This is a genomic window from Streptomyces sp. NPDC085524 (assembly GCF_044541755.1).
Classification (GTDB): Bacteria; Actinomycetota; Actinomycetes; order Streptomycetales; family Streptomycetaceae; genus Streptomyces.
Map to the genome: position 1 here is coordinate 1 of NZ_JBITTH010000046.1, position 25,406 is coordinate 25,406.

Here is a 25,406-nt window from a genome sequence, read left to right on the forward strand (position 1 = left end):
ATCATTTCGCATGAGAGCGGCTGGGACTACACGGCCACCAACGCCTCCTCCGGCGCGTACGGCCTGGCCCAGGCCCTGCCGGCCTCGAAGATGGCCTCGGCGGGCGCGGACTGGAAGACCAACCCGGCCACCCAGATCAAGTGGGGCCTGGACTACATGAACTCCCGCTACGGCAGCCCGGTCGGCGCCTGGAACTTCTGGTCCGCCAACCACTGGTACTGAACCGGCAGCACACGCACGAAGACGCTCGGCCAGGATCTGCTCCCGGCCGAGCGTCTTCGCGTATCCGGCCGACCTCCGGCAACTGCTGCAGATCTGATTGTCTGAGCACAAGCCCCCGTCTTGCCCGGGGGTTGGCAGGCACTGGCGCGGAGCCGCGCGACCACCCACGCGCCGAGGCCCCGAGAGCAGGAGGGTCCGCATGCTCGACGACGACCTGTACACGTCGCTGTCCGCCACCGGAATCGCCGACCTGGTCAACGGCGGCAAGGTGACGGCGGGAGAACTCGTCGACATCGCGCTGGCCGTGAGCAGCGAACGCGACGGCGCCCTGCGCGCCTTCACCGCGCTGTGGCCCGACTCGGCCCGGGCCCGGGCCGCCGAGGTCGACGCAGCCGTAGCCCGTGGGGAACCCCTGCCCCTGGCCGGGGTGCCGATCGCCGTCAAGGCGAGCGAAGGCGCCGACTCCGTACAGAACCAGTGGCTGATCGCCGCCGGGTGCGTGCCGATCGGAGCGACCTCCGTACCGCGCTCCGGCACCGGCTGGCAGACCTACGGCGCCACCGACCGCGGTCCCACGCTCAATCCGCTCAATTCCGCCTGGTCCCCGGGCGGATCCTCGGCCGGGTCCGCAGCCGCGGTCGCCGCAGGTCTCGTACCGCTCGCCACCGGATCCGACGGGGCCGGATCGGTGCGCATCCCCGCCGCCTGGTGCGGCATCACCGGCTTCAAGCCCACCAACGGCCTGCTGCCCGCCCGGGATCGAGCCGGACTCAACAGCCCCGGCGTGCTCACCCGCACCCCTGCGGACGCCGCGGTCTACCTGCGTACCGTCGCCCCTGACCTTCACCGGGCGGCCGCGGTCGACGGAACGCCCGAGGTGGCCTGGACCCCCACCTTGGGGTACGCCGCCACCGACCCGGAGATCGCGGACACGGCCCGCCGCGCCCTGCACCGGATCGCACGCGCCGGACTGTGCAGCCTCGTCGGGCATCCGGTACGACTGCGCGATCCGGGTCCTGCCTGGACCGCTCTGCGCGCCGGCGCCACCGACCCGGACACCGAGGCCCTGATCCGGGCCAACGGGCAGGTCCTGTACGAGGTCTTCGAAGGGGCCGACCTCATCGCCACCCCCACCACGCCGCACCCCCCGCACGGCCACGAGGGTCCCGGAGCACGCATGAGCGTAGCCCTGACCTGGGCCTTCAACCTCTCGGGCCACCCTGCGCTCACCTTGCCCGCCGGCCGAACACCGAACGGCGAGCCCGTCGGCCTCCAGCTGATCGCCCGCCACCACGCCGACGCAGCACTTCTTGCCGTCGCCGAAGGGTGGCACCGCACGCTGACTGCCTGAGGCTGCCGACGGTGGCGGGTTGGCGGAATCACCGACGTGTATCTCCGGAGAGTCCGGGCAGGCGGGCCATGAACGCACACGGATCGACGAAGGGAGCTGTTCTCCATGACCGAGAACATCTGGGTCTACCGAGCGACCGTCGGCCGCATCGCCGATGTGGACCTGTCCGGGTACAAGGTGGAGGCCACCGACGGCAGCATCGGCAAGGTCGACAAGCATTCCGACGAGGCCGGATCCGCCTTCCTGGTCGTGGACACCGGCCCGTGGATCTTCGGCAAGGAGGTCCTCCTCCCGGCGAGCACCGTCCTCGGCATCGACACCGAGGACGAGAAGATCCACGTCGGGCTGACCAAGGAACAGATCAAGAGCGCCCCCGAGTTCATACGGGACAAGCACCTGCAGGACGAGAGCTACCGGCACGAGCTCGGCGGGTACTACGGCGGCCTGCCCCCGATGTGAGGCACCTCTGCCCCTGGTGGTTCAGCCAGAGCGTGACGGGCCCTCGAGGGCCTGCAGGGCCCCTTGTGCCTTCCGGGCGGCCGTACGGGCGTTCTTCGCGTCCCGGTCCGCCTGCCGATGGTCGCGGACGGCGGCCTGCACGGCGTCGTCGAGGCGCGACCGTCCCTTCCGGGCCTGGTCGAGCTGGTGCCGCAGGCCGGTGATCTGCCCGTCGAGCGCTTCGAGTTCGGCGCGAGCGCGGGTAAGTTCCCTCTCGGCGCGGGCGACGGCTTCTTCGGCCTGTTCCGCGGCCCGGCCGGCCCGGTCCGCCTCCGCCTGCGCTTCCGCCTCCGCCTTCACCCGGGCCCGCTTCTGCTCGCGTGCCCGGCGTTCCGCCTCCGCACGTGAAGCGGTCGTCCGGCCGGCCCCGTCGGCGGGTGTGCCGGCGGCGCGGCGGGGCGGGCCGGGTGTGGCGCCGGGCGCGGGCTCGAGCCCGGCGAATCCGACCGTCCGGGGCGGCGCCTGCGCCAGGACGCCGCGCGCCCAGGTGGCGGCGGTGCCTGGGTCGGCCAGGACGGAGTGCAGGATCTCCTCGACCCCGCGCCGGACGTCCTCGGACACCGCCTGGCCCGCCTCGCCGGCCAGGCGGGACGCCTCGCGGGCCATCGCCTCGATCACCCGGTGCTGCCGGTGCGAGAGCTCCCTGAGCTCCGGGCCCGCCAGCATCCGGTGTGCCTCGCGCAACTGCCGGCCGAGTTCCTGCAGCCGGTCGGCCTGGCCGGGATCCGCGCGGGCGAGGAGGTTCGCCGCCCAGACCGCGAGCGTCGGCTTGCGCAGGGCCGTGATGCGCTTGGCCGCCGGGCCGTCGCCCGCCTTGCGGGCCCGGGCCGCCAGGGCGTCACGGGCCGCCGTGAACTGCGCGGGCGCCAGCCCGTACAGCTCGTACTCCACCGCATCGACATCATCGGCCACCTCACCACTGTCCCCCCAGGGGCTCGACTCCGCCCTCCGCTGCCGGACGGGCTCCTCGATCGAGTACGGGTGGAGCGCGACGGGGCGGGCAGGAGCCCGGTGTCACTCAAGGGGGCGAATGCGGCAGGTGGTGAGGGCCGCGCCGGGGAGCTCAAGATGGCCCGCCAGCTCGTAGATGCCCTCGCCCACACCGGCCCCCGCGCACGCGCCGGTTGACGTGCGCCCGAGCCGTCAGCCGGTGGCAGCCGGCGGCGGCCGGTGCAGCGCCCAGCGGATGGTGCCCGTGACCGCTGCCCCCGCGGGCCGTACGCACCACCGCTCGGTCCGCGGCAGCAGGGGCAGGCCCAGCGGTTCCCGGGCCCAGGGCGGCAGCAGGGACACCGCGGCCGCCGCCAGCATCCCGTACGGCAGCCGCGCCGGCCACGGCAGCGGGGGGTGCACCAGGATGAAGCGGGCCGCGGACCGGGCCGCCTCGGTGCTGCGGAGCTCCGGGCGGTACTCCTCGATCCGCTCTGCCAGCTCGGCCGCCCCGCGGGGCGGCCGGAGCACGCCCAGAGACCGGCCGACCCGGGCCGCGGCGTCGACGTACGCGTCGCATTCGGCCGCGTCCAGGGGCCGGGAGCCGTACTGCTGGTAGGCCCGCAGGAAGCTGTCCACCTCGGCGATGTGCACCCACTCGAGCAGGTGCGGGTCGTCGGCGCGGTACGGCTCCCCGTCGGGGGTCCGGCCGCTCACGCGTGCGTGGACCGCCCGTACGCCGTCCACCGCACGCTGCGCGTCCTCGGCGGTGCCGAAGGTGGTGACGGCCAGGAAGGTGCTGGTGCGCTGGAGCCGGCCCCAGGGGTCGCCCCGGTAGCCGGAGTGGGCGGCGACCGCGGCCATCGCCCGCGGGTGCAGGGACTGCAGGAGCAGGGCGCTCAGCCCCCCGGCGAACATCGAGGCGTCTGCGTGCACCCGCCGGATCGGCTCGTCGGGGGCGAACCATCTCGGCCCCGGGGCGCCGTGGATCCTGGCCCGGTTCTCCGCACCGGACGGACCGGCCACACGGCTGAAGAGGGCGTCGCCCAAGCGGTCGCGCGCCCGCGGCGACACCAGCCGGCTCAGCCCTCCCGACCGGTTCACGGTTCAAGTGTCGCGCGGCGGTCCCGCCCTGGAAAGCCGTCGGCCGTCGGTGCACCTGCGCCGCGGCCGTGTCGTGCGGCCGGACCCCTGGTCAGGTCCGGTCGCGGCTCTCGTCCACGATCGGCAGGGCGGCCGCGCGCCGTCGCCGCATGACGCTCGCGTACACGCCGAGCCCGAGGAACCCGGCGCCCATCATGATCAGCCCGACCACGTCGAGGTTCACGCCGTCCATCTGCCAGTCGCTGGCGAAGGTGAGGGTGGCCCCCACCACGATCAAGGCAATGCAACCGCCTATGCCACCCATACGAGTTGCCTCCTCACGAGAGGGTCGGTTGGTTGCCTGCGCGGCTACCCGCCCCGCCACGGCCGAAACGGGGCCGGGGCGGGCGCACCCTCCCGGCGGCTACCCCGCCGCGCGCGGCGGTCCGTCGCCGGACGCCTCGTACGACACCTGCTCCGGCGCGTCATCGGAAGGCGCCGGCGGGGTGGTCAGCGGGGCGGCGAGGTAGGCCAACAGGCCTGCGATCTCGCGGCCGGCCTCCGCCGGATGGCGGAAGCGCGCGCCGGGGGCGATGACGTAGCGGTTGCGCCGGCCGTCCCTGGTCCGGGTGAGGTACCCGTCCGCCTCCAGGTCCGTGACGATCGTCTGCACGGTGCGCTCGGTGAGTCCGCAGTCCGTGGCGATGTCGCGCAGGCGGACACCCGGGTCTCGCGCGATGGCGATCAGGACCCGGGCGTGGTTCGTCAGGAAGGTCCAGCGGTTCCTGCGGGGATTCGTGTGCTCGCTCTCCACGCCGCCCATTCTTGAGCGAGGACTCACGAAAAGCCAATCCGGAACTGCATTTCCGGTATTGCTTGACGTACGTCCGCGGGCCGGGCAGGGTGCTGTAGAGCCGAGCGGGGTCCCCCCGTTCGGCCGACCGCTCGCGCTACGCACCGCAAGCCCCCGTGCCCAAGGAGCGAAAACGATGACTTTCACGGCCGCAGCCGAGGCCCGGACCCGTACGACCCCCACCGCCCCCGCCGGTGGTGTCGCAGGCGCCCCCGAACTGAGCGGGCTGCCGGACGTGCCCTGCCCCTCCGAGCTGCCGACCGGTGAGGCCCGACAGCTGACCCGCGTGTTCTTCGAACGGCTGCGGAGTCTCGAAGAGGGCACTCGTGCGTACCAGTACGTACGCAACACGCTGATCGAGATGAACATCTCGCTGGTGCACTTCGCCGCGCGCCCCTTCCGCGACCGGCCCGGGGGCCCGGAGAACGACGACATCGTGCAGGTCGGCATCATCGGCCTGATCAAGGCCATCGACCGCTACGACCCCGACCGCAACACGCAGTTCAGCACGCTCGCCCTGCCGTACATCACGGGCGAGATCAAGCGCCACTTCCGGGACGCCACTTGGGCCGTACGGGTCCCGCGCCGCTGCCAGGAACTGCGCTCGCAGCTGGCCGGGACCACCGAGGAGCTGACCTCCGTACTGGGCCACGCGCCCACTCCGGCGGAACTCGCCGCACACCTGGACCTCACCGAGGAGGAGGTCCGCCAGGGTCTCGTCGCGGCCAACGGATACTCCGCCCAATCCCTGGACGCGCCCGCGGATCCCGCAGCCGGAGCCGGGGGGCCTCACGGACAGGACGCGCGCAGCCTCGCCGAGACCCTGGGCGACGTCGACCCCGCCCTGGAATCCTTCGAATACCGGCACGCCCTGGCGCCCCTGCTCGCCGAACTGGACGAACGCAGCACCCGCCTCCTGGAGTTGCGCTTCGGCCAGGAGATGACCCAGGCGCAGATAGGTGAGGAGCTAGGCCTCTCCCAGATGCACGTCTCCAGACTGCTGGCGCGCACCCTGGGCGCCCTGCGCGAGCAGATCCACGCCTGATAGGCCGCCACTTCGGCCTGGACCGGTCGGTGCGGATCGCCTTCCGTCTCTGCGATCGTTGCACGGAAAGGGAGGTGCGAGTGGGCGACTGGATCCCCCGCGCGGAGTGGGTGAAGACGCAGCCCCAGGCGCTCGTGGCGTCGTGCGTCATGCTGCTGGACGAACAGGACCGGATGCTTCTGCTCCGCTACGGCCCCGGCCAGGAGGAGGCCAGCGGGACGTGGTGGCTACCGGGCGGGATGCTCGACGCGGGCGAGAACCCGTGGCCGGCGGCCCGCCGGGAGCTGGACGAGGAGACCGGCATCGTGCTCGATTCGGAGCCATGCCTCCTCATCGGCATCGACCACAGGGCCGACGTCCTCGGCACGGGCCCGGTCGTGGACTACTTCTTCGCCGCGCGGTTCCCCGCCGGCCGGCGGATCCGGCTCAGCGCCGAACACGACCGGCACGCCTTCCACCACCCCGACGGCCTTCCGGACCCTCTCGCGGCGCACCGCCGTACGCTCACGGCGCTCCACGCCGCCGCCCTGGCCGGCCGCGCCGTCCACCTGCAGGAGGGGATGCCCGCATGAACCGCATCCGCACGGCCGCGACCGGCCTGGTGGTCCGCGACGGCCACGTCCTGCTCGTCAGGGGCAACTGGCCCCAGCCGGACACCTGGCTGCCGCCCGGCGGCGGACAGGAGCCGGGCGAGCCCCTGCACCGCACCGCCGAGCGGGAGGTGCTGGAGGAGACCGGAGTGACCGTTCGCGCCGGGCAGCTGCTGTTCCTGCGGGAACACATCCCCGCCCATCACGAGGTAGGCCCCATCGCGTACGACCGCAACCACCGCGTCGATGCGCTGTTCTGGTGCGAGGTCGTCGCGGAGCCGTCCACGCTGGGCGGGAGCATTCCGGATCCGACCCACACCGGGGTCGAGTGGGTGCCGCTCGCCGAGGTCGGCGGCCTGCGGATGATCCCCTTGTACCTGCGCGACCGGCTCACCGACGTCGCCGCCCGGGCTGCGGCCGGTACGTGGCAGACGCAGTACCTGGGCGACATGGCCTGATCGGATGAGGCGTGATCCACTCCCGGACGGGGGACGCTGACGAGGTGGCGAATGAGGGGGGCTGATGGGGTTTACCGCCGTACACCCGTCATGGGGGAGGCTGGACGCGTCGCTGGACGATCTCGGGTGCGGTCGCGCCTGGACGGACGTCCATCGCGTCAAGGAGCTGGAGCTGGCGTGCCCGGAGTGTCGGGGACGGGTCTTCGCCCGGGTCTCCCAACGCAGTGCCCGCCACTTCTACCACCAGGTGCGGCCGAAGGACTGCGAACTGGCGAACGAGTCGCCGGAGCACCACCTGCTGAAGCTGGAGCTGGCCATGGCGGCCAGGGCCGCCGGGTTCCGGGCCGACCTGGAAGTGAGCAGCGAGTCCCGCAACTGGCGCGCCGACGTCCTGGTCTACGACGGGGACGGCCGGCCCTTCATGGCGCTGGAGGCGCAGCTGTCGCCGATGACGCCGCAGGACGCGCGCATGCGCACGGACCGCTACGCGCAGGACGGGGTGGCGGTGTGCTGGGTCGCCCTCCAGGACCGGCCGTGGGAGCGCGTCGTGCCTTCGCTGCGCGTGCACTTCCCGCACCGGCGCGGCGAGAACTGGACGGTGTGGCACGGGATGGTGCGCTACGCCTGGGCGCCGCGCACCCTGAAGGCGAAGGCGAAGTGGGAGCACATAACCTGCTCGCTCGGTGACGCGGTCAAGTGGATCCTCGAGGAGCGGGTTCACGCCCACACCAACGTGAGCGGCACCGTGTGGTGGACGGCTCCCGCGTACGAGCATCTGGCCGTGGCCCGCGCCCGGTTGGAGGCCGAGGCCGAAGCCGTCGAGCGGGCCGCCGACGCCGAACGCCGCCGCCGGGAAGCCGAGGAACGGGCCCGTGCCGCCGTGCAGCGTCGCCAGGCAGCCGAGGAGCGCGCGAGGGCACGGAAGCTGGCACGGCAAGAGGAGTTGCAGCGGCTGGCGGGCTTCTTCGAGTACGCCGGACTGGACGCCTCGGCATGGGAGTCCTTCACGCAGATGGTGCGGTCCGCTTCGGGCAAGGCGATCACGTACGGCACTCGGAGTCCGGCCCACGGCAACGGGCTGCTCGTCTACTCGCGGGAGAGATGGGCAGGCAGCGGATTCAAACTGGCCGGTGTGGTGTGCCCTGATCCGATGGCTCTCGCCCGGTGGCCGGCGGACCTGACGATACTGGTACCGGACCGGACGTGGCTCTCCCGCATCCAGGCAGCCGCGAAGAGCCCTCTCAAGGTCGCGGTGCTGAACCCGGTCACCGGGCGCAGCCGCTTCGTACGTGTCGGCCCCGATGGCGCGGCGGGTTCACCCGTGGGGTCCGTCGGGTCCGACGGGACCAGCCGGGCGGTGTGAGTACGAGGCCGGACGCCGGAAACCGGCCGCGGCATCCGGAGCAGCGGCGATGACGTGACGGCGGCGAGGGGCGAGGGCCCGGCCGTTCCGGGCGGGGTCACCGGCCCGTGGGCCTGCCCGAGGTCAGCCGGGACGCCTCGATCTCGGCCCAGACGGCTTTTCCGTTCTCGTGGGTACGGGTGCCCCAGCGGTCGGAGATGCGCTCCACGATGTACAGGCCGTGCCCTCCGGGGAGGCCTCGCTGTGGGGCGGGGTTGGGGCGGGGCGGCGTCGTCGTGCCGTCGTAGACCTCGATCCGCAGGACCTCGCCGGCCGTGAGCGCGAGCTCGATGCAACCACCCGCGTGCAGCGATGCGTTGGTGAGCAGCTCGGACACGAGGAGCAGGACGTCCTCTGCGGTCTCGGTCCCGTCCCAGCCCCAGTCCAGCAAGGCCTGGCGCGTGAAGTCGCGGCCCTTGGCCACGTGGCCGCGGACGCCGGACAGGGAGAGCCGGCGGCGCTGCCCTGCGGCGGAAAGCCCGGTGCGCAGCGGATCGCCGGCTGCGGACCCGATGGTTTCCACTGTGGTCTCCCACCCCCCGTCGTTGACGCTGATCCTGCTCGCGAGAACCGTTGCCACCCGCCCGAACAGGTCCAGACAGTCTAGGCGACCGCCGCCCTCGACCGCCGCCCTCACGGGACGGCATCACCGACTGCCCATTCCGTGAACAGACCGGCACGCAGCCGGGTCAGGGCGGGTGGAAGTCCTCGAACAGCTCCATGGCCGGGTCAGGCCCTTCCTTCCCGATCGACTGACGGCTGCCCGGGCGCGCCTGCCCGATCCCCTCGGCCCCACACACTCCACGTCGAAGATCGCGTGTTCGGCCACCTCGGCCCGTGTGCCCGCGGCCCGGGCGGCCGCCGGCCGTCGACGAGCAGGCATACTCCCTTGCGGAGGCGGTACACGTGACGATCCGGGGAGGCGCGGACATGACCGGAGCGAGGGAGGCCGACCACGAAGGCGTGGTCGGGGACGGCTACCCGGCGGGCGCCGGCTGGGTGGTGGCCGCGTACGGCGAGCTCGACCAGGACACCCTGGGCCCCCTGGAGGAGGCGCTCGCGGCAGCCGCGGACCAGTACCGGCTGGTGGTACTGGACGCAGGCTCCGTCACCTTCGGCGACTCGTCGTTCCTGAACCTGCTCCTGCAAGTGCACCGCCTCACCACCCTGCGCATCGCCGCCCCGGGCGATCAGCTCCGCCGCCTCTTCGCCCTGACGGGGGCCGATACCGTCCTCTCCCTGTACCCGAGCGTCGAGGACGCCGTCCGCGCGTCATGACGGGCGCGCCCCGCCCCGGCCGGGAGGCCGGCCGGTGTGGGGGAAGGATCCGCCCCGGGGGCGGAAACACGCGGTGATCGCCTTGCCGCCGTGGAACGTGTGGACGTCCCAGGAGTCGGCCAGGGTGGCGACGATGTCCAGCCCGCGGCCCCCCGTGGCGTGGGCGTCGGCCGCGCGCGGGCTGGGCAGCCGGGGATCGGAGTCCGCGACGCTGACATGGAGGCAGCTTCCGTCCCACGTCAGCACGAGGTGGGCGGTGCACGCCGCGTGCAGGTGGGCGTTCGTGACGAGTTCGGAGACGGTCAGGAGCACGGAATGCGCCGTGTCCGCAGCCGAGTCGTCCCACGGGAGCAACGCCAGGTGCCAGGCGGTCCACTGCCGTGCCGCCCGCACTCCCTTCGAAACCGGAAACGAGCGCGCCCAGCCCACTGCCCTGACCGCCAATGCCCTCACCTCACTTCATCGGTGGTGTGTCGTTCGCCGCCGATTCGTCTACCCGCAGTCCGGGAGGGCACCCGCTGCACGCGCTGTTTCCGCAGCCTCGCCAACGGGGTGCTGGCGATCTTCCCGGCCCTCCTGGTCCTCGTGTACCTGCTGGGCATCGCCGGCGGGTCGACGAGGCAGCGCGTGCTGGCCATCCTGCGGAGGCCGGCCCCGGCCTCGGCCCGGGACGTGCTCGGCGACGCCGTGACACGGCTGCAGGGACACAGCGGCGTCGGATCACTGGTCGCGGTCGTCGGGCTGATCGTGGCCCTGTGGTTTGCGTCCGGCCGCCAACTGCCGGGCGAGGCGTCATCGAGGTGCAATTGTCTTCGGTATGCATCCATTCATTCCCCGGAAGCGGGGAACAATTCAATTGCAGGGCCGGGGGAGGGGTCGAGGGTGGCGGTGTCCGGGTTGCGAACGTCCGGGCCCGGATGTCGGAGATATGATTCCCTGGGTATTTATGAACATGATTCCTTCTTCCGGATGGACTTGCGGGCCGGGTTTCGTCACGCAATCGACGGCGGGAACGCGAACGAGAACGAGAACGGGAAGGGGAGTGGGGGTGGGAGCGGGAACGCGTCGGCTGCTCAATTTGCTCGGGAGTAGTGGACCGAGTCGGTCCAGATGCGTTCGAGCCGCACGCGGGTGCCGGGTTTGGGGGCGTGCCAGATCTTGTCCTGCCCCGCATAGATGCCGACGTGGCCCATCGTGCCCCCGTTGGGGAAGAAGACCAGGTCACCTGGGGTGCGTTGGGAGCGCGAGATGTGCTGTGTGTTCTCGTACTGCGCGTCGGCGGTGCGGGGAAGGGGCCGGCCGGCCTTCCGGAACGCGTAGAGGGTGAGGCCCGAGCAGTCGAACTCTCTGGGCCCGGTGGCGCCGTAGACGTAAGGGGCACCCTTTTTCGAGGCGGCGACGGCGACGGCCTTTGTGCCGTAAGGGGAAGCGGCCTGGGCGGGGCTTGCGGGCGCGAACAGGGCGGTCACGGAAATCACGAGGATCAAGGCTGGACAGCGATGCGCCGCGCGGCTCTTTTTTATTTTCGGCAATCGCGATACCTCCGCATTCAGATACAGGAACAAGACCTTGGTGCTGGCTGTTCTCGGTGACTGCGTTACGGCTCCCGACGACCGCCTATTTTTGCCCGAAAGGTTCACGCTCGGGGGTGTCAGACACGGCCGGAAATGTATCGGTTCGGCAAAGTGCCTGGAGATGATATGCCGGACGTTCATATGAAAAGTCCGCGCAGGAGGGAAAGCCGCGACATCGGGACAGGTCAGGGCGCCTTCCACGGGGCTTCCGCTCGGTAGCGGGTTTGGGCGGGCCGGATCGTGGCAGGCGCCCCGTATGGTGCGCATCGGGTACACGATGATGACCGAGCAGGCCGGACCCCGTGAGCTCGTGTCCCACGTGGTCGGTGCGGAGAACGCCGGATTCGACTTCTCCGTCATCTCCGACCACTCCTTCCCCTGGCTGGACGCACAGGGGCACGCGCCCTACGCGTGGAGCGTCCTGGGCGCCGCCGCGCAGGCCACGTCACGGATCCCGCTCATGACGTACGTGACCTGCCCGACCTTCCGCTACCACCCTGCTGTCGTCGCACAGAAGGCGGCCACGATGCAGGTCCTTTCCGGCGGCCGGTTCCGGCTGGGGCTGGGCTCGGGGGAGAACCTCAACGAGCACATCGTCGGAGCCGGCTGGCCCGCCGCCCCCGTACGGCTGCAGATGCTGGAGGAGGCCGTCGACATCATCAGGCGCATGCTCACCGGGCAGAACGTCAGCCACCACGGTGCCCACTTCGACGTCGAGAACGGCCGCCTCTGGGACCTTCCCGACCAGCCGCCCCCGCTCGGCATCGCAGTCTCCGGCCCCCGGTCCTGTGAACTCGCCGGCCGCCTCGGCGACCTGGTGATCGCCACGGAACCGAAGCCGGACCTCCTGGAGGCGTTCGACGCGCACGGCGGCGCGGGCAAGCCCCGCATCGGCCAGCTCCCCGTCTGCTACGACACCGACCGCGACGCCGCAGTCGCCCGTGCGCACGACCAGTTCCGGTGGGCCCTGGGCGGGTGGCGGGTCAACGCGGAGCTCCCCGGCCCCGCCGGCTTCGACCAGGCCGCCCGGTACGTGCGGCCCGAGGACGTGGCCGGGGCCATCGCCTGCGGTGACGGAGTCGACGCGTTCGTCGACGCCGTACGGCCTTACGCGGAAGCGGGGTTCACCGAGGTCGCACTCGTCCAGATCGGAGGCGACCACCAGCAGCCGTTCCTGGAATGGGCCGAGGCGAAACTGCTGCCCGCCCTGCGCGACCTGTGAAAGCTGTGATTCCGCATACCCCTCGTGTCAGTTCCCCGGCTCGGGGCAGGGGCATGGAAGTCCCTGTCGCCTACACCTGCTGAGGAGCTATGAACAGCGCTCTTCGCCTGCTGACCGTCCTGGGGGGTTCGCTCCTGCTCACCGTCGCGGCCGGCTGGGCAGTCGACCGGCTGCTCCGCCGAGCCGACGCACGTCACGCCGAAACGCCCCTGTGGAACCTGCTGCGCCGCTGCCGCCCGGCCTTCCAGATCGTGCTGCTCGCCGCACTCCTCAGGGGTGCCTACCGGCAGACCGCCTGGCAGCCGCTGCAGGACAACGCCGCCACCGCCGGCCGGATCCTCTCCCTCGTCCTGATCGGCGCCGGTGCCTGGCTCATCGTGGGGGTGGCCTCCGCGGTCGTCGAATCCGGCTACGCCCGCTACGCGACCGGCACCCGCGATCCGGCCCGGGTGCGCCGGGTCCGTACGCAGGTGAGCCTGATCACCAGGGTCTTGACCGCCGTCGTCGGCGTCGTCGCGGCCGCGGCCATGCTCCTCACCTTCCCGAGCTTCCGCGCCCTCGGCACCTCCATGCTGGCCTCCGCCGGGATCATCGGCATCGTGGCCGGCGTTGCGGCCCAGTCCACCCTCGGGAACCTGTTCGCCGGCTTCCAGATCGCGTTCGGCGACATGGTGCGCCTCGGAGACACGGTCGTCGTCGCGGGGGAGTGGGGGGTCGTGGAGGACATCACCCTCACCTTCCTCGCCGTACGCACGTGGGACGAGCGCCGGATCACCATGCCCGTCTCGTACTTCACGACCCGCCCCTTCGAGAACTGGTCGCGCGGCGGCGTCCAGATGACCGGCACCGTCTTCCTCCACTGCGACCACAGCGCCCCCGTCGACCTCATGCGCAACAAGGTTCAGGAGATCCTGCACGCTTGCCGGGAATGGGACGGCCGGGGCTGGGACCTCGCCGTCACCGACACGACACCGTCCACCATCGTCGTACGGGCCATCGTCACGGCCAAGGACGCCGACGACCTGTGGACCGTGCGGTGCGCGGTACGGGAGCAACTGGTCGCCTGGCTCGCGGAGAAGCACCCGGACGCCCTGCCGCGCGTCATCGTCGGCCCGCAGCGGGACGGCGACGACAGCGCGCAGGAGGCACAGCGCACCTCTACGCTGCGCGACTGAACTGCCGGTACCTGCGCGGCGAACGGGGAGGACGCCGAAGTGCGCGGGGCGCCGTCGGCCGAGAACTCCGCCGGTGTTGCCCGGGCGTGGGCACGGCACCAGCACCGCGTGGACGTGTCCGTGTCCATGCCCGGGCGACCAACGGCCTGTAGTGCGGGTGTCCCGGCACCCGGCACCCGGCACCCGGCACCCGGCACCCGGCACCCGGCACCCGGCACCCGGCACCCGGCTCCCGGCCGCCGGAGCGCGGCGCGCGATGGCCGCGCGTCAGATCTCACCGCGCCAGCTGCCCGTCTCGACGCCCCGCGCCTCGATGAAGAGCTTGAACCGCTTCAGATCTCCGGCGACCTGGCGCCTCACGAAACCGAGCTTGTCGGCGGCGGCCTCGGCCAGTCCCGTGGGCACCCAGTTCATGTGCAGGACGACCTTGGTGGTGTGCGCGTCGATCGGCTGGAAGGTGACCAGCCCGGCCTGGCGGGCATCACCGTCCACCGTCATCCAGGCCACGCGCCGGTCCGGGAGCTGCTCGGTGATCTGCGCGTCGAATTCACGCTGTACACCGTTCACGTTGGTCACCCAGTGGGTGAGCGTGTCCGTGCGCTGCTCGATGCGTTCGACCCCTTCCATGAAGGCGGGGAAGTCCTCGAACTGCGTCCACTGGTTGTAGGCGGTGCGTACGGGAACGTTGACCTCGACGTACTCTTCGACGTGCGACATGTGCGAACCTTCCGTGTCGTCGTCGACGGCGGACCGCCGCACCTCATTCGGTGCTGCCGGTCGTCGCCGCCCTCAAGTCCCTTTCAGGGCCCGGCTACCCGGCCCCGAGTGCACCATGTGCCGGCGGCCGACGGCCGACGGGTTCACCGAGGTCCGTTAGCGCCGTGCCATCCCGGGTACCCGCGCAACGACCGGCGAGCACCGACCGGTCGAGGCCGATCGAACGGGAAGGGTCATGGCATGGGACAGGGACAGGGACGTGCAGGGGCGGCGGACATCATCGCCGAACTGACCGCCGACCACCACGAGGTGGCCGCACTGTTCGACAGGATCGAGCACACCACCCCGGCGGGCGAACGGCAAAGGGCGGCAGACCAGTTGACCATCGAGCTGGTACGGCACTCGGTTGCGGAGGAGGAACACCTCTACCCGGTGGTCCGGGAGCACTTCCCGGACGGAGACCTCATCGCGGACAAGGAGCTGGCCGACCACGCCCACGTGGAGAAGCTGCTGAAGGACCTCGAAGGGCTGGACGCCGCAGGCCCCGCGTTCGACCAGCTGATCACCGCGCTGAAGGCGGAGGTCACCGCCCACGTGCACGACGAGGAGGAGAACCTCTTCCCCAGGCTCCGCCAGGCGTGCTCCCCCGAAGCCCTGGCGAAGCTGGGGGCCAAGGTCAGGCGGGCCAAGAGGCTCGCGCCGACCAGGCCCCACCCAGGCGTCCTCGCCTCGCAGCCGCACAACCGGCTGCTGTCCGCCGGTACCGGACTGGTCGACCGGGCGCGGGACTTCGCCACCGGCCGCGGCGACTGACGCCGGCCTCCGGCGTCACGGCTGCTCGCGGTCCGGGTGCAGGTTGTGCCAAGTGTGTCCGCAGTCGCCCTTGCAGTACCTCTCCCTGCGGCGGGTTGGCCGTGGGCTGCATCCCGGACCGGACCACTCCTGCCCGGCCGTTCGCGGCCGTGATGTGCGCTTGCATCGCGTAGCCGGTGACCTCTTGGAGCGCCTCTGCCCGGAGCGCCGGGGAGAGTCCGGAGAACCAGGCCGTCCCGTCCTCCAAGGTGCGCAGCTCCTGGGCGACTTCGTTGACGACCCGTTCGGTCTCGCGCCGGATGCAGCGGCCGTCCGCACTGTTCGGTTCGGTCATCTTGCTACATGCCCCGGTCGGGTCCGTACCAGGGCTCGGGGAGGTCGCCGGGGGACATCGGGAGGTGCTCCAGTCGCACGGGGCCGGGGTAGAAGGCAGAGCTCCCGGGGCCGGCCATCTCCTCGCCGACCAGGTAGCGATAGAGCCATTCTGCGAAGGACATGTCGTACCGTGCCCAGCCGCCCTCCCCGTCTTCGACCAGGAGCCATGGGGCTGCGGAGTCCGCACCGACCAGAAAGACCGTCTCGCCCCGGTCGCTGCTCGCGATCGGCCACAACCCGTCGCGGGTGCCGAAGCACAGATCCTCGAGTCCGCACAGCAGGCGCGGGTCCTCGTCGGGGTCGAGGCCGTCCCAATCCACCTCGGACCAGGCACGGACCGAGTCGCGGATGCCCTGACCCAAGTTCCAGCGCCCGGTTGCGGGATGGTGCAAGTACAGGTGGCAGTTGAGGCGGACGGGAGCGTACGCGTCCACTACGGCCCGGTAGTCGGACGGCAGCAGGATCCCGAGGTCGGAGTGGAGCTGCTCCCAGGCCATCGGATCGGCGTAGCGGTACCGGGCAGGGCCGAGCATCGTCATGGCAGCGGCCAGGTGGTCGGTCATGGAGTCCCCAACAGGTGTACGGGCGCGCCCGTACACGGGCATCCGGTCGTGCCCTGGATCATAAGGGTCGGCGGGCTCTTCCACTCGACCTGCTGAGGCCCGCCGCGGCCGCGCTGCCGCAGCCCCACCCCCCACCGCCGGTCAGCTTCGGCTTCAGGTGAAGGGGAAGAAGGCGCCCGGTGTCGCGGTGTAGGTGGGGACGACGTATTCGCAGTTCCCGCCGTCCGGGCGGCCGGTGGCCGCTGCCGCCCGGGCGAGCTCTTCGCCGTACGCGTCGGTCGCGTCCGCGCCGCTCAGCATCAGGAGGACGGCGGCCAGACAGGCCGCGCCCGGGAGGACGGTACGGGGCCGCGTCCTGGCGAGGACCAGGGCGCCGACCAGGGAGGCGACGAGCGCGCCCGCTATGAGGGCGAGGGCCGTCCACGTCACCCGGTCGATCTCCGGGTGCGTGTGGCAGAAGACGTAGAGCCGTCCGTCCGTCCGTTCCACCAGCGCGCCCAGGACGAGCGCACCACCGAGAACGGCGACCGCTGCCGGCATGAATCTTGCTGCACGTCTTGTGTCCACGGCGCTCTCCACGATGGATGTACGGGTCTCTTCCCCAAGAGATCATCCGTCCCCATCCGGTTCCGGTGTCCGGCCGGGACGCTCCGGGCGGCGGGCACGACGCGGCGGACCAACGGCTCGCGGCTCCGTCCACGCCGACACGACCGCTCCCGGCAAGAAGCACTCCACGATCACCGTCAAGCGTTGACGTCAGGGCGCAGACCGGCATGCCTGAGCGCCACCCGGGACAGGTCGTTGATGACCTGTTCGTCTCCCCGGCGCCAGGCATCGGCGAGGCCGCCTGGCGGAACGGGGACCCTGGCGAGGTCCTTCATCGGCCCGGTCAGGGCCCGCAGGGCGAGCAGATCGGTGCCGCCGGGGGCGTCGAGAAGGCCTTGGATCAGAGCGCTGCGCCGGATCCAGCGCACGCGCAACGGAATCCAGAGCACCAGCACGACGGCCACCGAGGTGACGATCAGTGCGAATGCAGTCAGGTTGGCGACGCGGCCCACCACGTCCTGCATGGACTGCCCGGCGTCGGAGAGCCCGTTGCTGGCATCGGCGGCGGACTGCAGCGGCTTCTTGAGGATGCCCCCGACCAGCGGAACGTTCGAGGCCGCATCCCCTGCATCGCCGAGGCCGGAGGCGAGACTCCCGCCCGCGTCCTCCACCTTCCGCCCCGGTTCGGCCAGCAGCATGATCCCGTCGTGGACAGCCAGCGCGAACCTCACTGCGGCTGCGATCACGAGCAGAGCGAGGCAATCGGCGAGCACCTGTCGGCAACGACGTGCTCGGGTCTGGGCGTAGAGGCGCATCGCTGTGCTCCTGTTCCGGCGACGGTGCCGTTCCTGTGCCCCGTAACCCTTCCGGCCACACGGGGCACAGGAACGGGGGAATCAGAGCTGACCGACGATCTTCCTCGGGGTGATCCGGACGACCACGCGCGGCGCGTCGTCGACCGAAGCCGGGTTGAATTCGCGGTACTTCTTGCCGCTGTACTTCACCGAGAGCTCGTCGATCAGCTCCTGGCCGCCCTCGGTGGTGAGCTCGGCGGTGCCGCGGATCTCCGCGTACCCGTACGGGGCGTCAAAGGGCTGGAGCAGCACGGTGACGCGCGGGTCACGGCGCATGTTCTTCTCCTTCTGCCGGCCCACGGTCGTCGAGATCAGCACGTCGTTGCCGTCACGCATCACCCAGACGGGGGACACTTGCGGGCTTCCGTCGGGCTGGATGGTGGCGATGTTGACGAAGACGGGGGTGTCGAGCAGTTCCTTGAGCCGCTCGCTGAGCTCAGCAGACACGATGGGTCCCTCCGTACTGGTGCGGATGTCACCTCCCGTATATCTCAGTTCGTGGGGCTTTCGTCGCATCCGGCAGACCGTCACCGGGGCGGCGTGTTCGTCGATCCGTGCCGAGGAGCCGTTCCAGGGGATGCCCCTCGTCGACGGCACGACGGACGAGCTGGCGCAGGTCGCCAGGGCCGCCCGAGCCTGGCGGGAGGGAGCGGCCCTGCAGGACATCGGCCGGTTCGCGACGGCGCACGAGGCAGTGGCGGAGGCGGTGCGCCGGCTGCCGTCCGGCCTCGGCCGAACCTCGCTCGGTGCTGTGGCGTTCAGGCGCGAGTAGAGTGTCGGCGGACCAGAGAAGAGATCCGCCGATGGACTCCCGCACAGCACGTATACGCTCCAAGCTGGCGAAGACGCCGTACCTGCCGCAGCGCAGCCACTCGATGGGCGCCGAGCGCCATCAGTTTCGCGTCGGACCGCGCGCCCGTTCCGCGGACGTGGACGCCTTCGAAGCCGAACACCACATCGCATTGCCGCCGGCCTACCGGGAATTCCTCGTGGAACTCGGAGGCAGCGGTGCCGGTCCCTTCTACGGTCTGCTTCCGCTGAAGGACTGCAGGCTGTTCACGATGGACCGGCAGCCGCCGGACGGCGCCCCGCGGGGATTCCACCACGTGAACCGCCCGGAAGCGCTGCAAGGGGACAGGTTCCTCCACATCGTCGAGATGGGCTGCACCGACCTGTGCCTCATCGGCGTGACCGGGCCCCTCACCGGCCGCATGGTCACGGGCAACGCCGACGGCTTCTGGCAGGCGAACGTCTCCTCGGCGCGGGACTTCCTGAGCTGGTACGAACGCTGGCTCGACCACATGCGGGACGGCAAGGACAACCGGGCTCTGGGACTCACCTCACCCGCGACCGTCGCAAGCGCCCCCTGGGGCCCCCGGGCCACGGTCCGGGGAACCCGGTGGCGGTACGCCGGGCGGGGCTGAGGGGAGAGGGCCACCGGCCGTCGGCCGGAGCCGCTGCTAGCCTGCGGCCATGATCAAGGGGAGATCGTCCGGCCGCATGGCTGCCATGGCAGGGCGCAACAGGTCGGAGCGGGTGCTGATCCTGGCCAGCTTCGTGAACCGCGTCGGCAACGGGCTCTTCAACACGGCGTCGGCGCTCTACTTCACGCTGGTCGTGGGTCTTCCGGCAGTGCAGGTCGGCGCCGCCCTCACCGTCGCCGGCCTGATCGGTCTGCTCGCGGGGATACCGGGAGGCCATCTGGCCGATCGGCGTGGGCCGCGCACGATCATGATGCTCGCTCTGGCGGTTCAGGCGCTGGCCATGTCCGCTCTCGTGCTCGTCGAGAGCTGGGCCGGCCTCACGGTCATCGCCACCGTCGACCAGCTCGCCGCGGCAGCCGGCGGCGCAGCGTGGGGGGCCCTCGTCGTCCGGGTCGGGACGGACCGCCCAGCCCTGTTCAGGGCGAAGCTCCGGACCTACGTCAATCTGGGCGTCGTCCTGGGAACCGTGGGTGCCGGGTTCGCGGTCGCCGCGGATTCCCGTACCGCCTACACCGTGCTGATCCTGGGCAACGCGGCCAGCTTCGCACTGTGCGCCCTCCTGCTGTTCCTGCTCCCCCCGTACGAGGCACTGGCGGCGCCGGCGGCACCGCAGGAGCGCCGCTGGATCGCGCTCACCGACCGCCCGTTCGTGGCCTTCACGGTCCTCTACGGTGCGATGGGGCTGCAGTACGCGACGGTGTCCCTGATCCTGCCGATCTGGATCTCGGAACACACGGACGCCCCGCGCTGGACCGTGGCCGCGGTGTCCGCGATCAACTCCGCAGTCTGCGTCGTCCTGCAGACCAGGATCGGATCCCGGATCGAAACGCTTCGCGACGGCGGCAGAGCGTTCCGCACGGCAGGGCTGCTCTTCCTCCTCAGCTGTCCGTTGATGGCCCTGACCGCGCACGCTCCCGTGTGGGCGGCCGCCGGCCTCGCGGTCGTGGCGATCTTCGTCCACAGTCTCGGGGAGATATGGGAGTCGTCGGCCTGCTTCGCCCTCGGCTTCGGGCTGGCGCCCGACCATGCCCAGGGCCAGTACCAGGGACTGCTTGGGATCGGTTTCAGCGCAGGCCAGGCGCTCGCCCCCGCCATCCTCACCACCGTCGTACTCGGAGCGGGTACGGCAGGCTGGCTGCTCCTCGGCGTGTTCTTCGCCGCTGTGGGCGCCACGGGCCCCTCGCTCGAACGCTGGGGCACCCGGACCCGGGCGCGCGAGGGCGCTGCCGTCGCGGAACCCAGCCGAAAGCCGGACGAGGCGCACGCATAGCCCCGGGGTTCGCCGCCGCCCTGCGCGAGGGCCGCGAACCGAACGCTCCTCGCCCGGGTGCCGCCCTGCTACCAGGGGCCGGCGGCTGCGCGCCGATCGCCTCCATCGTGCGCGTCACGTCTTCGTCCGTCGTGGACCAGTTGCTCACCGAGACCCGCATGACGCGCCGCCCGTGCCAAGTCGCCGCGCAGGCCCATCGCCGCCCGGACCGCGCCCGCGTCGCGCACGATGCGAGGCCGCAGTCGGAGGGGACGTTCAGGCCCGTGAGCCCGTCGCGCGCGACGTTCCACCCGGCGCGCCGCAGTATCGCGTCGCGCCCGGCGGCCAGGCACGTGAAGTCGGCCATCGTGGCGCTCCTGGTGAAGCCGACGGCGCCGTCGCCCGGCAGGCCGAGGAGGTCGACGACGTCGGCGGGGACGCCGGGAGCCGACCCGGGCACGGTCGGTGTCCTTCCCCGTCCGTACCGTCGGCCCGGCCCGGGGCAGGGTCCGTCAGCCGAGGGGCAGGTGCTGTTCCGACCAGACGGTCTTGCCGCCCAGCGTGCAGCGGCTGCCCCAGCGGTGCGAGAGCTGGGCGACGATGTACAGACCGCGGCCGCCTTCCTCGGAGTTCTGCGCGCGCCGCATCCTCGGCTGTGTGTTGCTGGAGTCCGAGACCTCGCAGGTCAGCGTGTCCGCTCGGATCAGACGGAGCCGGACCGGGCCGCCGGCGTGACGGATGGCGTTGGTCACGAGCTCGCTGACGATGAGCTCCGTACTGAAGGCGAGTTCGTCGAGGTCCCAGGCGGTCAGCTGATCCAGGACGAGGTGGCGTGCGTCGCCGACGACCGCCGGGTCGGCGTCGAGCCGCCACGTGGCGATGGAGTCGGCGTCCACCACACGCGTGCGGGCCAGCAGGAGGGTGACGTCGTCCTTCAGCCTGCCCGGCGGCAGGCCTTCCATCACGTCGTGCCGGGCCTGCCGCAGCGGCCGGCCGAGCACGTCCGCGCGCAGCAGGCGGTCCGCGAGGTCGCTCATGCCCTGGTCGATGTCCCCCTCTCCGCGTTCGATCAGGCCGTCGGTGTACAGGGCGAGGACGCTGCCCGGCGGCAGAACCCGTTCCACGGGCTCGAACGGCCAGCCCCCGACCCCCAGGGGCGGACCGGGGCTGAGGTCGACGTACTCGACGGTGCCGCCCGGGCTGACCACGGCCGGGGGCGGGTGTCCGGCACTCGCCATGACGCAGCTCCGGGTGACCGGGTCGTAGACGGCGTACAGGCAGGTGGCCCCGGCCGGACCGCGGGGTACCGGCGTGCCCACCACACCGTCCTCGAGGCCGTCGCTCTCGGCCTCGGCGACGACCTGCAGGACCATGTCGTCCACGTGCGCCAGGACTTCTTCCGGTTCCAGCTCCAGGTCCGCCATCGCGCGTACGGCACTGCGCAGGCGCCCCATCATGGCCGTGGCGTGCAGCCCGTGACCGGTGACGTCCCCGACGACCAGGGCGACACGGGCCGACGACAGCGGGATGACGTCGAACCAGTCGCCGCCCACTCCGCTGTCCGCTTCGGCGGGCAGGTAGAGGCTGGCGGCCTCCAGTGCGGGCGTTTCCGAGGTGGCCGGCGGCAGGAGGCTGCGCTGCAGGCCCACGGCGGTGCGGCGTTCCTTGGTGTACCGCCGCGCGTTGTCCACCGCAACGGCTGCACGGGCGGCGATCTCCTCCAGGAGCGCCAGGTCGTCCTCGTCCAGCGGGCGGGTGTCCCCGGTGCGCCAGAGCGTGAGCCGTCCGAACCGGATGCCCCGTGCGGACAACGGCGCCGTCATCGCCGAATGCGTACCCGGAACGGCGGCGGCCCACTGCGCGGCGGCATCGGTCCCGGGCTCCGCGGGCCGGGTCCCGAGGCCGGTGACCAGCTCTCCCCGGCACTCCGGCGCGCCGGGCGGGCCCGGGGAGAGAGGCGCCATGAACTGGGCCGTACCCGTACGCAGCACGTCTGCCTCCGCTCCGGCGACGGCCAGGCGGAGCAGGGGGAGCGTGAGGTGTGCGTCAGCGGGTGGTTCGCCACCGGTCAGAACGGTCTCCGCGAGGTCCACCGCGGCGCAGTCGCCGAACGAGGGCGCCAGGACCGTGACCAGGTCCTCGACGGTGCGCAGGACGGACAGGGAACCGCCCAGCGCGCCGGTCGCGCGGTACAGGAGGTCCAGGCGGTCACGCGACCGCTCGTGGTCGGTGACATCCGTGAAGACCGTTGCCACACCCATCGGATCTCCGCCGGGTTCCTGGAGCCGGAACGCCTGGATGGTGACGACCCTGCCGCCTCGCGGGTCGTCCAGGGTGCGTGCGGTCGTCTTGAAACCGATCAGCGGCTCCCCGCTGCGCAGGACCTCGCGCAGCCGGTCGTCGACGACCCGTGAGTCCTCGGCCCACAGGAAGTCGGCCAGCCGCCGGCCCTTCAGTTCGACGGGCACGCCGGTGTACGGCAGCAGGTGCGTGTTGGTCCGCAGCAGGCGCAGGTCCGCGTCGAAGACGGCCAGGCCGACTCGGCCCTGCAGGAACAGTTCGTCGGTGAAGGCGTGGTCCTGCCGCCACTGGGCGACCAGCTCCAGCGGTGCACCGAGTACGAGGCGGCGGGGCGTGTCCCCCTGCGCGCCGCCGTTCAGCGGGATGACGCGGAAGCCGAGCTCCAGCTCGCGGCCCGTGCCGTGCCGCAGGGTGGCCCGGCCTTCCCACCCGTCGTGTCGGCCCTGCCTTCCCTGCCTTCCTTGCCCGCCCCGCCCGCCCTGGGCCAGAACCGCTGCCCAGCTGCTCGGGTCGGCCAGGAGCTCCCGTACCGATCGGCCGCACACCTCTGCGGACGGGCGCTCCAGGAGGGCTTCGGCCGCGGGTGTCCAGGCCAGGACCGTCCCGGTGTCGTCCAGCAGCGCCGCGGCCGTGTTCGTGACAGCGAAGGGATAGGCCTGGTTGCTCTCAGTGGCGCGCATGCGTGCCCATCTCGTCGGCCGGTCCCGCTGCCCCCATGCTGGTCGATGTCCGGAACGAGGGCCAGGGGCGTTACGCCATCCGGCACTGCTTCGGCGGTGTGCCGGACCGGCCCGTGCACCGGTCAGCGCGGTGCGGCCTCCCCGCGTACGGCGGTGACCAGCCAGGCACTGCTCCGCAGCCACACCCCGCCGTCCGCCTCATGGCGCCGCAGGGCGGCCGTCAGAGCCGCGCGCGCCTCGGCCTGCCGGGGTGGCGTCACCTGGTCGAGCAGGTGGCGTCCGGGACCGGAGTCCAGCAGGAACGCGGCGGCATCCGCAGCGTCGACGCCCCACCTCCCCGGCACCTCGACGCGCTGCACGCCGGCATCGGCGAAGCCTCCGGCGCCGAGCAGCTCGCGGATGCGGCCGGGATCGGTCAGCGAGAACATGCCGGGACCGCCGGGCTTCCCGAAACCGCCGAGCGGCAGGATGCCCTCGAGCGAGGCCAGTGCCGCAAGCCACTCGTTGGCCTCGGCCTCGGCCGCGCAGACGAAGGCCAGCCGGCCGCCGGGGCGCAGCGCACGGTGGAGGTTGGCGAACGCGGCGACGGGGTCGGTGAAGAAGGTCATGCCGTACCGGCTGATGACCGCATCGAACCCCTCGTCCGGCAAGGGGTGGACCTGGGCGTCCCCCTGCACGAAGGCGACGTTCGCCACCCCTTCGCGCAGAGCGCTCTCCCGGGCCCTGCCCAGCATCGGATGGGACAGGTCCAGTCCGAGCGCCCGGCCGAGGCCGGCGCGCCGGGCCGCGAGACGGGTGGTACGGCCGGCTCCGCAGCCGACGTCCAGGACGGAGTCGGTCTCCGCGATGGCCGCGGCGTCCAGGAGGGGCTGGTTGAAGCCGTCATTGACGGCGTCCCAGCGCTCCTGGCTGCGGGCCCACTGCTCGCCCTCGTAACCGTTCCACGCTTCGGCCTGCACGGTGTTGGCGAAGTCCCCCATGGGTGAACTCCCTCCCGCCGGGGCGCGGAAGGGCGCCCCGGCCCTAGTATGGGCAAGTGCCCAAACAGTATGGGCGAACGCCCATACTTTCAACGGGCTGATGGAAAGGGGATGTTGTGTCACCTCGTGGAGTGGCGATACCGGACTTGCGCGAGCGGCTGTTCGCGGCGGCGGAACGGGTGGTCGCCCGCGACGGCGCCTCGGCCCTGACCAGCCGCGCGGTCACCGCCGAGGCGGACTGCGCCAAGGGTGTCCTGCACACGCACTTCTCCGGCCTGGACGAGTTCGTCGCCGAGCTGGTCCTGGACCGCTTCGCGCGCAGCGCCCACCAGGCCGAGGCCCTGCAGGGCCGGGTGGGGCGGGCCACGGTCGCGGAGAACCTCCAGGAGGTCGTCCTGGCCCTGCTGGACTCCCTGCCTCCCGCAGTGGTGGGACTGGCGATGACCCGCCCGGCCGCCGCGCTGCACACCCGCGAGGGCTTCGCGTCCGGCGCGCCCGCGTTCGACGCGATCCAGCACTCCGTCACCGCCTACCTGCAGGCCGAGCAGCGCGGCGGCCGACTGCCCGCCGGCGGCGACGCCGCCACCATCGCGCTGGCGCTCGTCGGAACGACCCACCACCTGCTGATGACCCGCACTCCCGGTCAGGGCGAGGACGCCAAGGCGACCACCCAACGTCTGCTGACCGTGCTCCTCGGCTGAGGAGCCGGCGCCCGGAGGACAAGCCGAGACGGGATCTCGTGAACGACACCTCGAACTGGCCCGCAGACAAACTGACCGCACTGCGCCTCGGGCGCCGGCTCGTGGCGGAAGTCCCGGCCACGCGTGCTGGCCGCCGGGCGTTCGTGGACATCACGCCCAGGGAGACTCCACGTGATTCCGAAGCGCACGGGCAAGGCTGGGTGCGCGGGCAGACGGATCGCACCTTCCGGCTGGCGCACTGGGAGTACGACAGCGAGCGCATCGACGGCTTCGACTACGACATCGGGGCGACCCTCATCGCGTCCGCCGAGGCAGTCGGCGAAGCGGAGCTGATGTCCGTCCTCACCGACTGGCGGCTCGGTCCGCGCCAGTTCGCCCACCCCTGGGACACCCAAGACCCCAAGTAGCCACACCTGGGCGGCGGTACGAGCCCGCCCCGGAGCCGAGCCATGCCCTGCCTCA

30 protein-coding genes and 1 pseudogene are annotated in these 25,406 nt (G+C 71.7%); 16 read left to right on the top strand and 15 right to left on the bottom strand.

Going from position 1 to position 25,406, the window contains the following annotated elements:
• From ACIGFK_RS40710 to ACIGFK_RS40720, 3 genes are all read left to right on the top strand, one after another.
• The coding region (locus ACIGFK_RS40710) for a transglycosylase SLT domain-containing protein (protein WP_400055887.1) at positions 1-222 on the top strand (222 nt) is incomplete at its 5' end.
• Positions 223-421: 199 nt separating this feature from the next.
• Entirely contained in the window at positions 422-1,573 is a 1,152-nt protein-coding gene (locus tag ACIGFK_RS40715) for an amidase (RefSeq protein WP_376657239.1), read from the top strand.
• A 105-nt stretch (positions 1,574-1,678) separates the two neighbouring features.
• On the top strand, positions 1,679-2,032 hold the full coding sequence (locus ACIGFK_RS40720; RefSeq protein ID WP_376657240.1) for a PRC-barrel domain containing protein: 354 nt from the start codon (positions 1,679-1,681) through the stop codon (positions 2,030-2,032).
• A 21-nt stretch (positions 2,033-2,053) separates the two neighbouring features.
• Here ACIGFK_RS40720 and ACIGFK_RS40725 read toward each other — a convergent pair whose 3' ends face one another.
• From ACIGFK_RS40725 to ACIGFK_RS40740, 4 genes are all read right to left on the bottom strand, one after another.
• Positions 2,054-2,983: a hypothetical protein gene (locus ACIGFK_RS40725; RefSeq protein ID WP_400055889.1), complete on the bottom strand. Its 930-nt coding sequence runs from the start codon at positions 2,981-2,983 to the stop codon at positions 2,054-2,056.
• A gap of 231 nt (positions 2,984-3,214) precedes the next feature.
• Positions 3,215-4,105 carry an oxygenase MpaB family protein gene (locus ACIGFK_RS40730; RefSeq protein ID WP_400055891.1) on the bottom strand — a complete coding sequence of 297 codons (891 nt, stop codon included), beginning with the start codon at positions 4,103-4,105 and terminating at the stop codon, positions 3,215-3,217.
• A 91-nt stretch (positions 4,106-4,196) separates the two neighbouring features.
• Positions 4,197-4,409 carry a hypothetical protein gene (locus ACIGFK_RS40735; protein WP_376657243.1) on the bottom strand — a complete coding sequence of 71 codons (213 nt, stop codon included), beginning with the start codon at positions 4,407-4,409 and terminating at the stop codon, positions 4,197-4,199.
• 99 nt (positions 4,410-4,508) lie between these two features.
• Positions 4,509-4,907, bottom strand: coding sequence for a helix-turn-helix transcriptional regulator (locus ACIGFK_RS40740; protein WP_376657284.1), 399 nt, complete (start codon positions 4,905-4,907; stop codon positions 4,509-4,511).
• 166 nt (positions 4,908-5,073) lie between these two features.
• On the opposite strand from ACIGFK_RS40740, the gene ACIGFK_RS40745 reads away from it, so the two are divergent.
• The 4 genes from ACIGFK_RS40745 to ACIGFK_RS40760 all read left to right on the top strand — a co-directional run bounded on the left by ACIGFK_RS40745 (position 5,074) and on the right by ACIGFK_RS40760 (position 8,393).
• A complete protein-coding gene (locus ACIGFK_RS40745) occupies positions 5,074-5,982 on the top strand; it encodes a SigB/SigF/SigG family RNA polymerase sigma factor (RefSeq protein WP_376657244.1) in 909 nt (302 codons plus the stop codon).
• An 80-nt stretch (positions 5,983-6,062) separates the two neighbouring features.
• On the top strand, positions 6,063-6,554 hold the full coding sequence (locus tag ACIGFK_RS40750) for an NUDIX hydrolase (protein ID WP_400055893.1): 492 nt from the start codon (positions 6,063-6,065) through the stop codon (positions 6,552-6,554).
• Complete coding sequence (locus ACIGFK_RS40755; protein ID WP_376657246.1) at positions 6,551-7,030, top strand: NUDIX domain-containing protein; 480 nt, start codon at positions 6,551-6,553, stop codon at positions 7,028-7,030. The genes ACIGFK_RS40750 and ACIGFK_RS40755 overlap by 4 nt, the downstream gene beginning before the upstream one ends.
• A 64-nt stretch (positions 7,031-7,094) precedes the next feature.
• Positions 7,095-8,393 carry a competence protein CoiA gene (locus ACIGFK_RS40760; protein ID WP_400055895.1) on the top strand — a complete coding sequence of 433 codons (1,299 nt, stop codon included), beginning with the start codon at positions 7,095-7,097 and terminating at the stop codon, positions 8,391-8,393.
• 97 nt (positions 8,394-8,490) lie between these two features.
• On the opposite strand, the gene ACIGFK_RS40765 is transcribed toward ACIGFK_RS40760, so the two are convergent.
• Positions 8,491-8,955: an ATP-binding protein gene (locus tag ACIGFK_RS40765; RefSeq protein ID WP_376657248.1), complete on the bottom strand. Its 465-nt coding sequence runs from the start codon at positions 8,953-8,955 to the stop codon at positions 8,491-8,493.
• A gap of 407 nt (positions 8,956-9,362) precedes the next feature.
• On the opposite strand from ACIGFK_RS40765, the gene ACIGFK_RS40770 reads away from it, so the two are divergent.
• Positions 9,363-9,710, top strand: coding sequence for an STAS domain-containing protein (locus tag ACIGFK_RS40770; RefSeq protein WP_400055897.1), 348 nt, complete (start codon positions 9,363-9,365; stop codon positions 9,708-9,710).
• Here the strand turns inward: ACIGFK_RS40770 and ACIGFK_RS40775 are convergent.
• Both ACIGFK_RS40775 and ACIGFK_RS40780 read right to left on the bottom strand, forming a co-directional pair.
• Positions 9,705-10,163 carry an ATP-binding protein gene (locus tag ACIGFK_RS40775; RefSeq protein WP_386472279.1) on the bottom strand — a complete coding sequence of 153 codons (459 nt, stop codon included), beginning with the start codon at positions 10,161-10,163 and terminating at the stop codon, positions 9,705-9,707. The two genes, ACIGFK_RS40770 and ACIGFK_RS40775, sit on opposite strands and share 6 nt — an antisense overlap.
• A gap of 620 nt (positions 10,164-10,783) precedes the next feature.
• On the bottom strand, positions 10,784-11,197 hold the full coding sequence (locus ACIGFK_RS40780; RefSeq protein WP_400055927.1) for a C40 family peptidase: 414 nt from the start codon (positions 11,195-11,197) through the stop codon (positions 10,784-10,786).
• Positions 11,198-11,540: 343 nt separating this feature from the next.
• Here ACIGFK_RS40780 and ACIGFK_RS40785 point away from each other — a divergent pair, with 343 nt between their 5' ends.
• Positions 11,541-12,506 carry an LLM class F420-dependent oxidoreductase gene (locus ACIGFK_RS40785; RefSeq protein ID WP_400055899.1) on the top strand — a complete coding sequence of 322 codons (966 nt, stop codon included), beginning with the start codon at positions 11,541-11,543 and terminating at the stop codon, positions 12,504-12,506.
• 89 nt (positions 12,507-12,595) lie between these two features.
• On the top strand, positions 12,596-13,681 hold the full coding sequence (locus tag ACIGFK_RS40790) for a mechanosensitive ion channel family protein (protein WP_400055900.1): 1,086 nt from the start codon (positions 12,596-12,598) through the stop codon (positions 13,679-13,681).
• A gap of 267 nt (positions 13,682-13,948) precedes the next feature.
• Here the strand turns inward: ACIGFK_RS40790 and ACIGFK_RS40795 are convergent, their stop codons facing one another.
• Positions 13,949-14,398, bottom strand: coding sequence for an SRPBCC family protein (locus tag ACIGFK_RS40795; RefSeq protein WP_376657253.1), 450 nt, complete (start codon positions 14,396-14,398; stop codon positions 13,949-13,951).
• Between the two features lie 240 nt (positions 14,399-14,638).
• Between ACIGFK_RS40795 and ACIGFK_RS40800 the strand changes: the two genes are divergently transcribed.
• Entirely contained in the window at positions 14,639-15,211 is a 573-nt protein-coding gene (locus tag ACIGFK_RS40800; RefSeq protein ID WP_376657254.1) for a hemerythrin domain-containing protein, read from the top strand.
• A 103-nt stretch (positions 15,212-15,314) separates the two neighbouring features.
• Here the strand turns inward: ACIGFK_RS40800 and ACIGFK_RS40805 are convergent.
• From ACIGFK_RS40805 to ACIGFK_RS40825, 5 genes and pseudogenes are all read right to left on the bottom strand, one after another.
• Positions 15,315-15,545 (bottom strand): annotated as a pseudogene (locus ACIGFK_RS40805) (DUF5958 family protein); the annotation flags it as partial.
• 4 nt (positions 15,546-15,549) lie between these two features.
• Positions 15,550-16,149: an SMI1/KNR4 family protein gene (locus ACIGFK_RS40810; RefSeq protein ID WP_376657255.1), complete on the bottom strand. Its 600-nt coding sequence runs from the start codon at positions 16,147-16,149 to the stop codon at positions 15,550-15,552.
• Between the two features lie 153 nt (positions 16,150-16,302).
• Positions 16,303-16,716, bottom strand: coding sequence for a hypothetical protein (locus ACIGFK_RS40815; protein WP_400055903.1), 414 nt, complete (start codon positions 16,714-16,716; stop codon positions 16,303-16,305).
• A 176-nt stretch (positions 16,717-16,892) separates the two neighbouring features.
• Positions 16,893-17,510, bottom strand: coding sequence for a hypothetical protein (locus ACIGFK_RS40820; RefSeq protein ID WP_386472267.1), 618 nt, complete (start codon positions 17,508-17,510; stop codon positions 16,893-16,895).
• Positions 17,511-17,591: 81 nt separating this feature from the next.
• The gene (locus tag ACIGFK_RS40825) at positions 17,592-17,996 is read right to left on the bottom strand and encodes a PPOX class F420-dependent oxidoreductase (RefSeq protein ID WP_376657258.1); all 405 of its coding nucleotides are present in this window, start codon (positions 17,994-17,996) and stop codon (positions 17,592-17,594) included.
• 130 nt (positions 17,997-18,126) lie between these two features.
• Here ACIGFK_RS40825 and ACIGFK_RS40830 point away from each other — a divergent pair, with 130 nt between their 5' ends.
• The 3 genes from ACIGFK_RS40830 (at position 18,127) to ACIGFK_RS40840 (ending at position 20,303) form a co-directional block, all read left to right on the top strand.
• Positions 18,127-18,321 carry a hypothetical protein gene (locus ACIGFK_RS40830; protein ID WP_376657259.1) on the top strand — a complete coding sequence of 65 codons (195 nt, stop codon included), beginning with the start codon at positions 18,127-18,129 and terminating at the stop codon, positions 18,319-18,321.
• Between the two features lie 31 nt (positions 18,322-18,352).
• Positions 18,353-18,973: an SMI1/KNR4 family protein gene (locus ACIGFK_RS40835; protein ID WP_376657260.1), complete on the top strand. Its 621-nt coding sequence runs from the start codon at positions 18,353-18,355 to the stop codon at positions 18,971-18,973.
• Between the two features lie 76 nt (positions 18,974-19,049).
• A complete protein-coding gene (locus tag ACIGFK_RS40840; protein ID WP_400055905.1) occupies positions 19,050-20,303 on the top strand; it encodes an MFS transporter in 1,254 nt (417 codons plus the stop codon).
• Between the two features lie 491 nt (positions 20,304-20,794).
• Here ACIGFK_RS40840 and ACIGFK_RS40845 read toward each other — a convergent pair whose 3' ends face one another.
• Together ACIGFK_RS40845 and ACIGFK_RS40850 are read right to left on the bottom strand one after the other, a co-directional pair.
• Positions 20,795-23,263 carry a SpoIIE family protein phosphatase gene (locus ACIGFK_RS40845; RefSeq protein ID WP_376657262.1) on the bottom strand — a complete coding sequence of 823 codons (2,469 nt, stop codon included), beginning with the start codon at positions 23,261-23,263 and terminating at the stop codon, positions 20,795-20,797.
• Between the two features lie 122 nt (positions 23,264-23,385).
• Positions 23,386-24,243, bottom strand: a complete 858-nt coding sequence (locus ACIGFK_RS40850) for a class I SAM-dependent methyltransferase (protein WP_376657263.1) — start codon at positions 24,241-24,243, stop codon at positions 23,386-23,388.
• Positions 24,244-24,359: 116 nt separating this feature from the next.
• On the opposite strand from ACIGFK_RS40850, the gene ACIGFK_RS40855 reads away from it, so the two are divergent.
• The gene (locus ACIGFK_RS40855) at positions 24,360-24,944 is read left to right on the top strand and encodes a TetR family transcriptional regulator (protein ID WP_376657264.1); all 585 of its coding nucleotides are present in this window, start codon (positions 24,360-24,362) and stop codon (positions 24,942-24,944) included.
• A 38-nt stretch (positions 24,945-24,982) separates the two neighbouring features.
• Positions 24,983-25,351, top strand: a complete 369-nt coding sequence (locus ACIGFK_RS40860) for a hypothetical protein (RefSeq protein ID WP_376657265.1) — start codon at positions 24,983-24,985, stop codon at positions 25,349-25,351.
• Positions 25,352-25,406: the final 55 nt, after the last annotated feature.

Excerpts from the sequence above, each read along its gene's own strand:
- ACIGFK_RS40715 (WP_376657239.1), top strand. The coding sequence starts at position 422 with ATGCTCGACGACGACCTGTACACGTCGCTGTCCGCCACCGGAATCGCC.
- ACIGFK_RS40720 (WP_376657240.1), top strand. The coding sequence starts at position 1,679 with ATGACCGAGAACATCTGGGTCTACCGAGCGACCGTCGGCCGCATCGCC.
- ACIGFK_RS40735 (WP_376657243.1), bottom strand. The coding sequence starts at position 4,409 with ATGGGTGGCATAGGCGGTTGCATTGCCTTGATCGTGGTGGGGGCCACC.
- ACIGFK_RS40740 (WP_376657284.1), bottom strand. The coding sequence starts at position 4,907 with ATGGGCGGCGTGGAGAGCGAGCACACGAATCCCCGCAGGAACCGCTGG.
- ACIGFK_RS40745 (WP_376657244.1), top strand. The coding sequence starts at position 5,074 with ATGACTTTCACGGCCGCAGCCGAGGCCCGGACCCGTACGACCCCCACC.
- ACIGFK_RS40755 (WP_376657246.1), top strand. The coding sequence starts at position 6,551 with ATGAACCGCATCCGCACGGCCGCGACCGGCCTGGTGGTCCGCGACGGC.
- ACIGFK_RS40760 (WP_400055895.1), top strand. The coding sequence starts at position 7,095 with ATGGGGTTTACCGCCGTACACCCGTCATGGGGGAGGCTGGACGCGTCG.
- ACIGFK_RS40770 (WP_400055897.1), top strand. The coding sequence starts at position 9,363 with ATGACCGGAGCGAGGGAGGCCGACCACGAAGGCGTGGTCGGGGACGGC.
- ACIGFK_RS40785 (WP_400055899.1), top strand. The coding sequence starts at position 11,541 with ATGGTGCGCATCGGGTACACGATGATGACCGAGCAGGCCGGACCCCGT.
- ACIGFK_RS40790 (WP_400055900.1), top strand. The coding sequence starts at position 12,596 with ATGAACAGCGCTCTTCGCCTGCTGACCGTCCTGGGGGGTTCGCTCCTG.
- ACIGFK_RS40795 (WP_376657253.1), bottom strand. The coding sequence starts at position 14,398 with ATGTCGCACGTCGAAGAGTACGTCGAGGTCAACGTTCCCGTACGCACC.
- ACIGFK_RS40800 (WP_376657254.1), top strand. The coding sequence starts at position 14,639 with ATGGGACAGGGACAGGGACGTGCAGGGGCGGCGGACATCATCGCCGAA.
- ACIGFK_RS40810 (WP_376657255.1), bottom strand. The coding sequence starts at position 16,149 with ATGACCGACCACCTGGCCGCTGCCATGACGATGCTCGGCCCTGCCCGG.
- ACIGFK_RS40820 (WP_386472267.1), bottom strand. The coding sequence starts at position 17,510 with ATGCGCCTCTACGCCCAGACCCGAGCACGTCGTTGCCGACAGGTGCTC.
- ACIGFK_RS40830 (WP_376657259.1), top strand. The coding sequence starts at position 18,127 with ATGCCCCTCGTCGACGGCACGACGGACGAGCTGGCGCAGGTCGCCAGG.
- ACIGFK_RS40835 (WP_376657260.1), top strand. The coding sequence starts at position 18,353 with ATGGACTCCCGCACAGCACGTATACGCTCCAAGCTGGCGAAGACGCCG.
- ACIGFK_RS40840 (WP_400055905.1), top strand. The coding sequence starts at position 19,050 with ATGGCTGCCATGGCAGGGCGCAACAGGTCGGAGCGGGTGCTGATCCTG.
- ACIGFK_RS40845 (WP_376657262.1), bottom strand. The coding sequence starts at position 23,263 with ATGCGCGCCACTGAGAGCAACCAGGCCTATCCCTTCGCTGTCACGAAC.
- ACIGFK_RS40850 (WP_376657263.1), bottom strand. The coding sequence starts at position 24,243 with ATGGGGGACTTCGCCAACACCGTGCAGGCCGAAGCGTGGAACGGTTAC.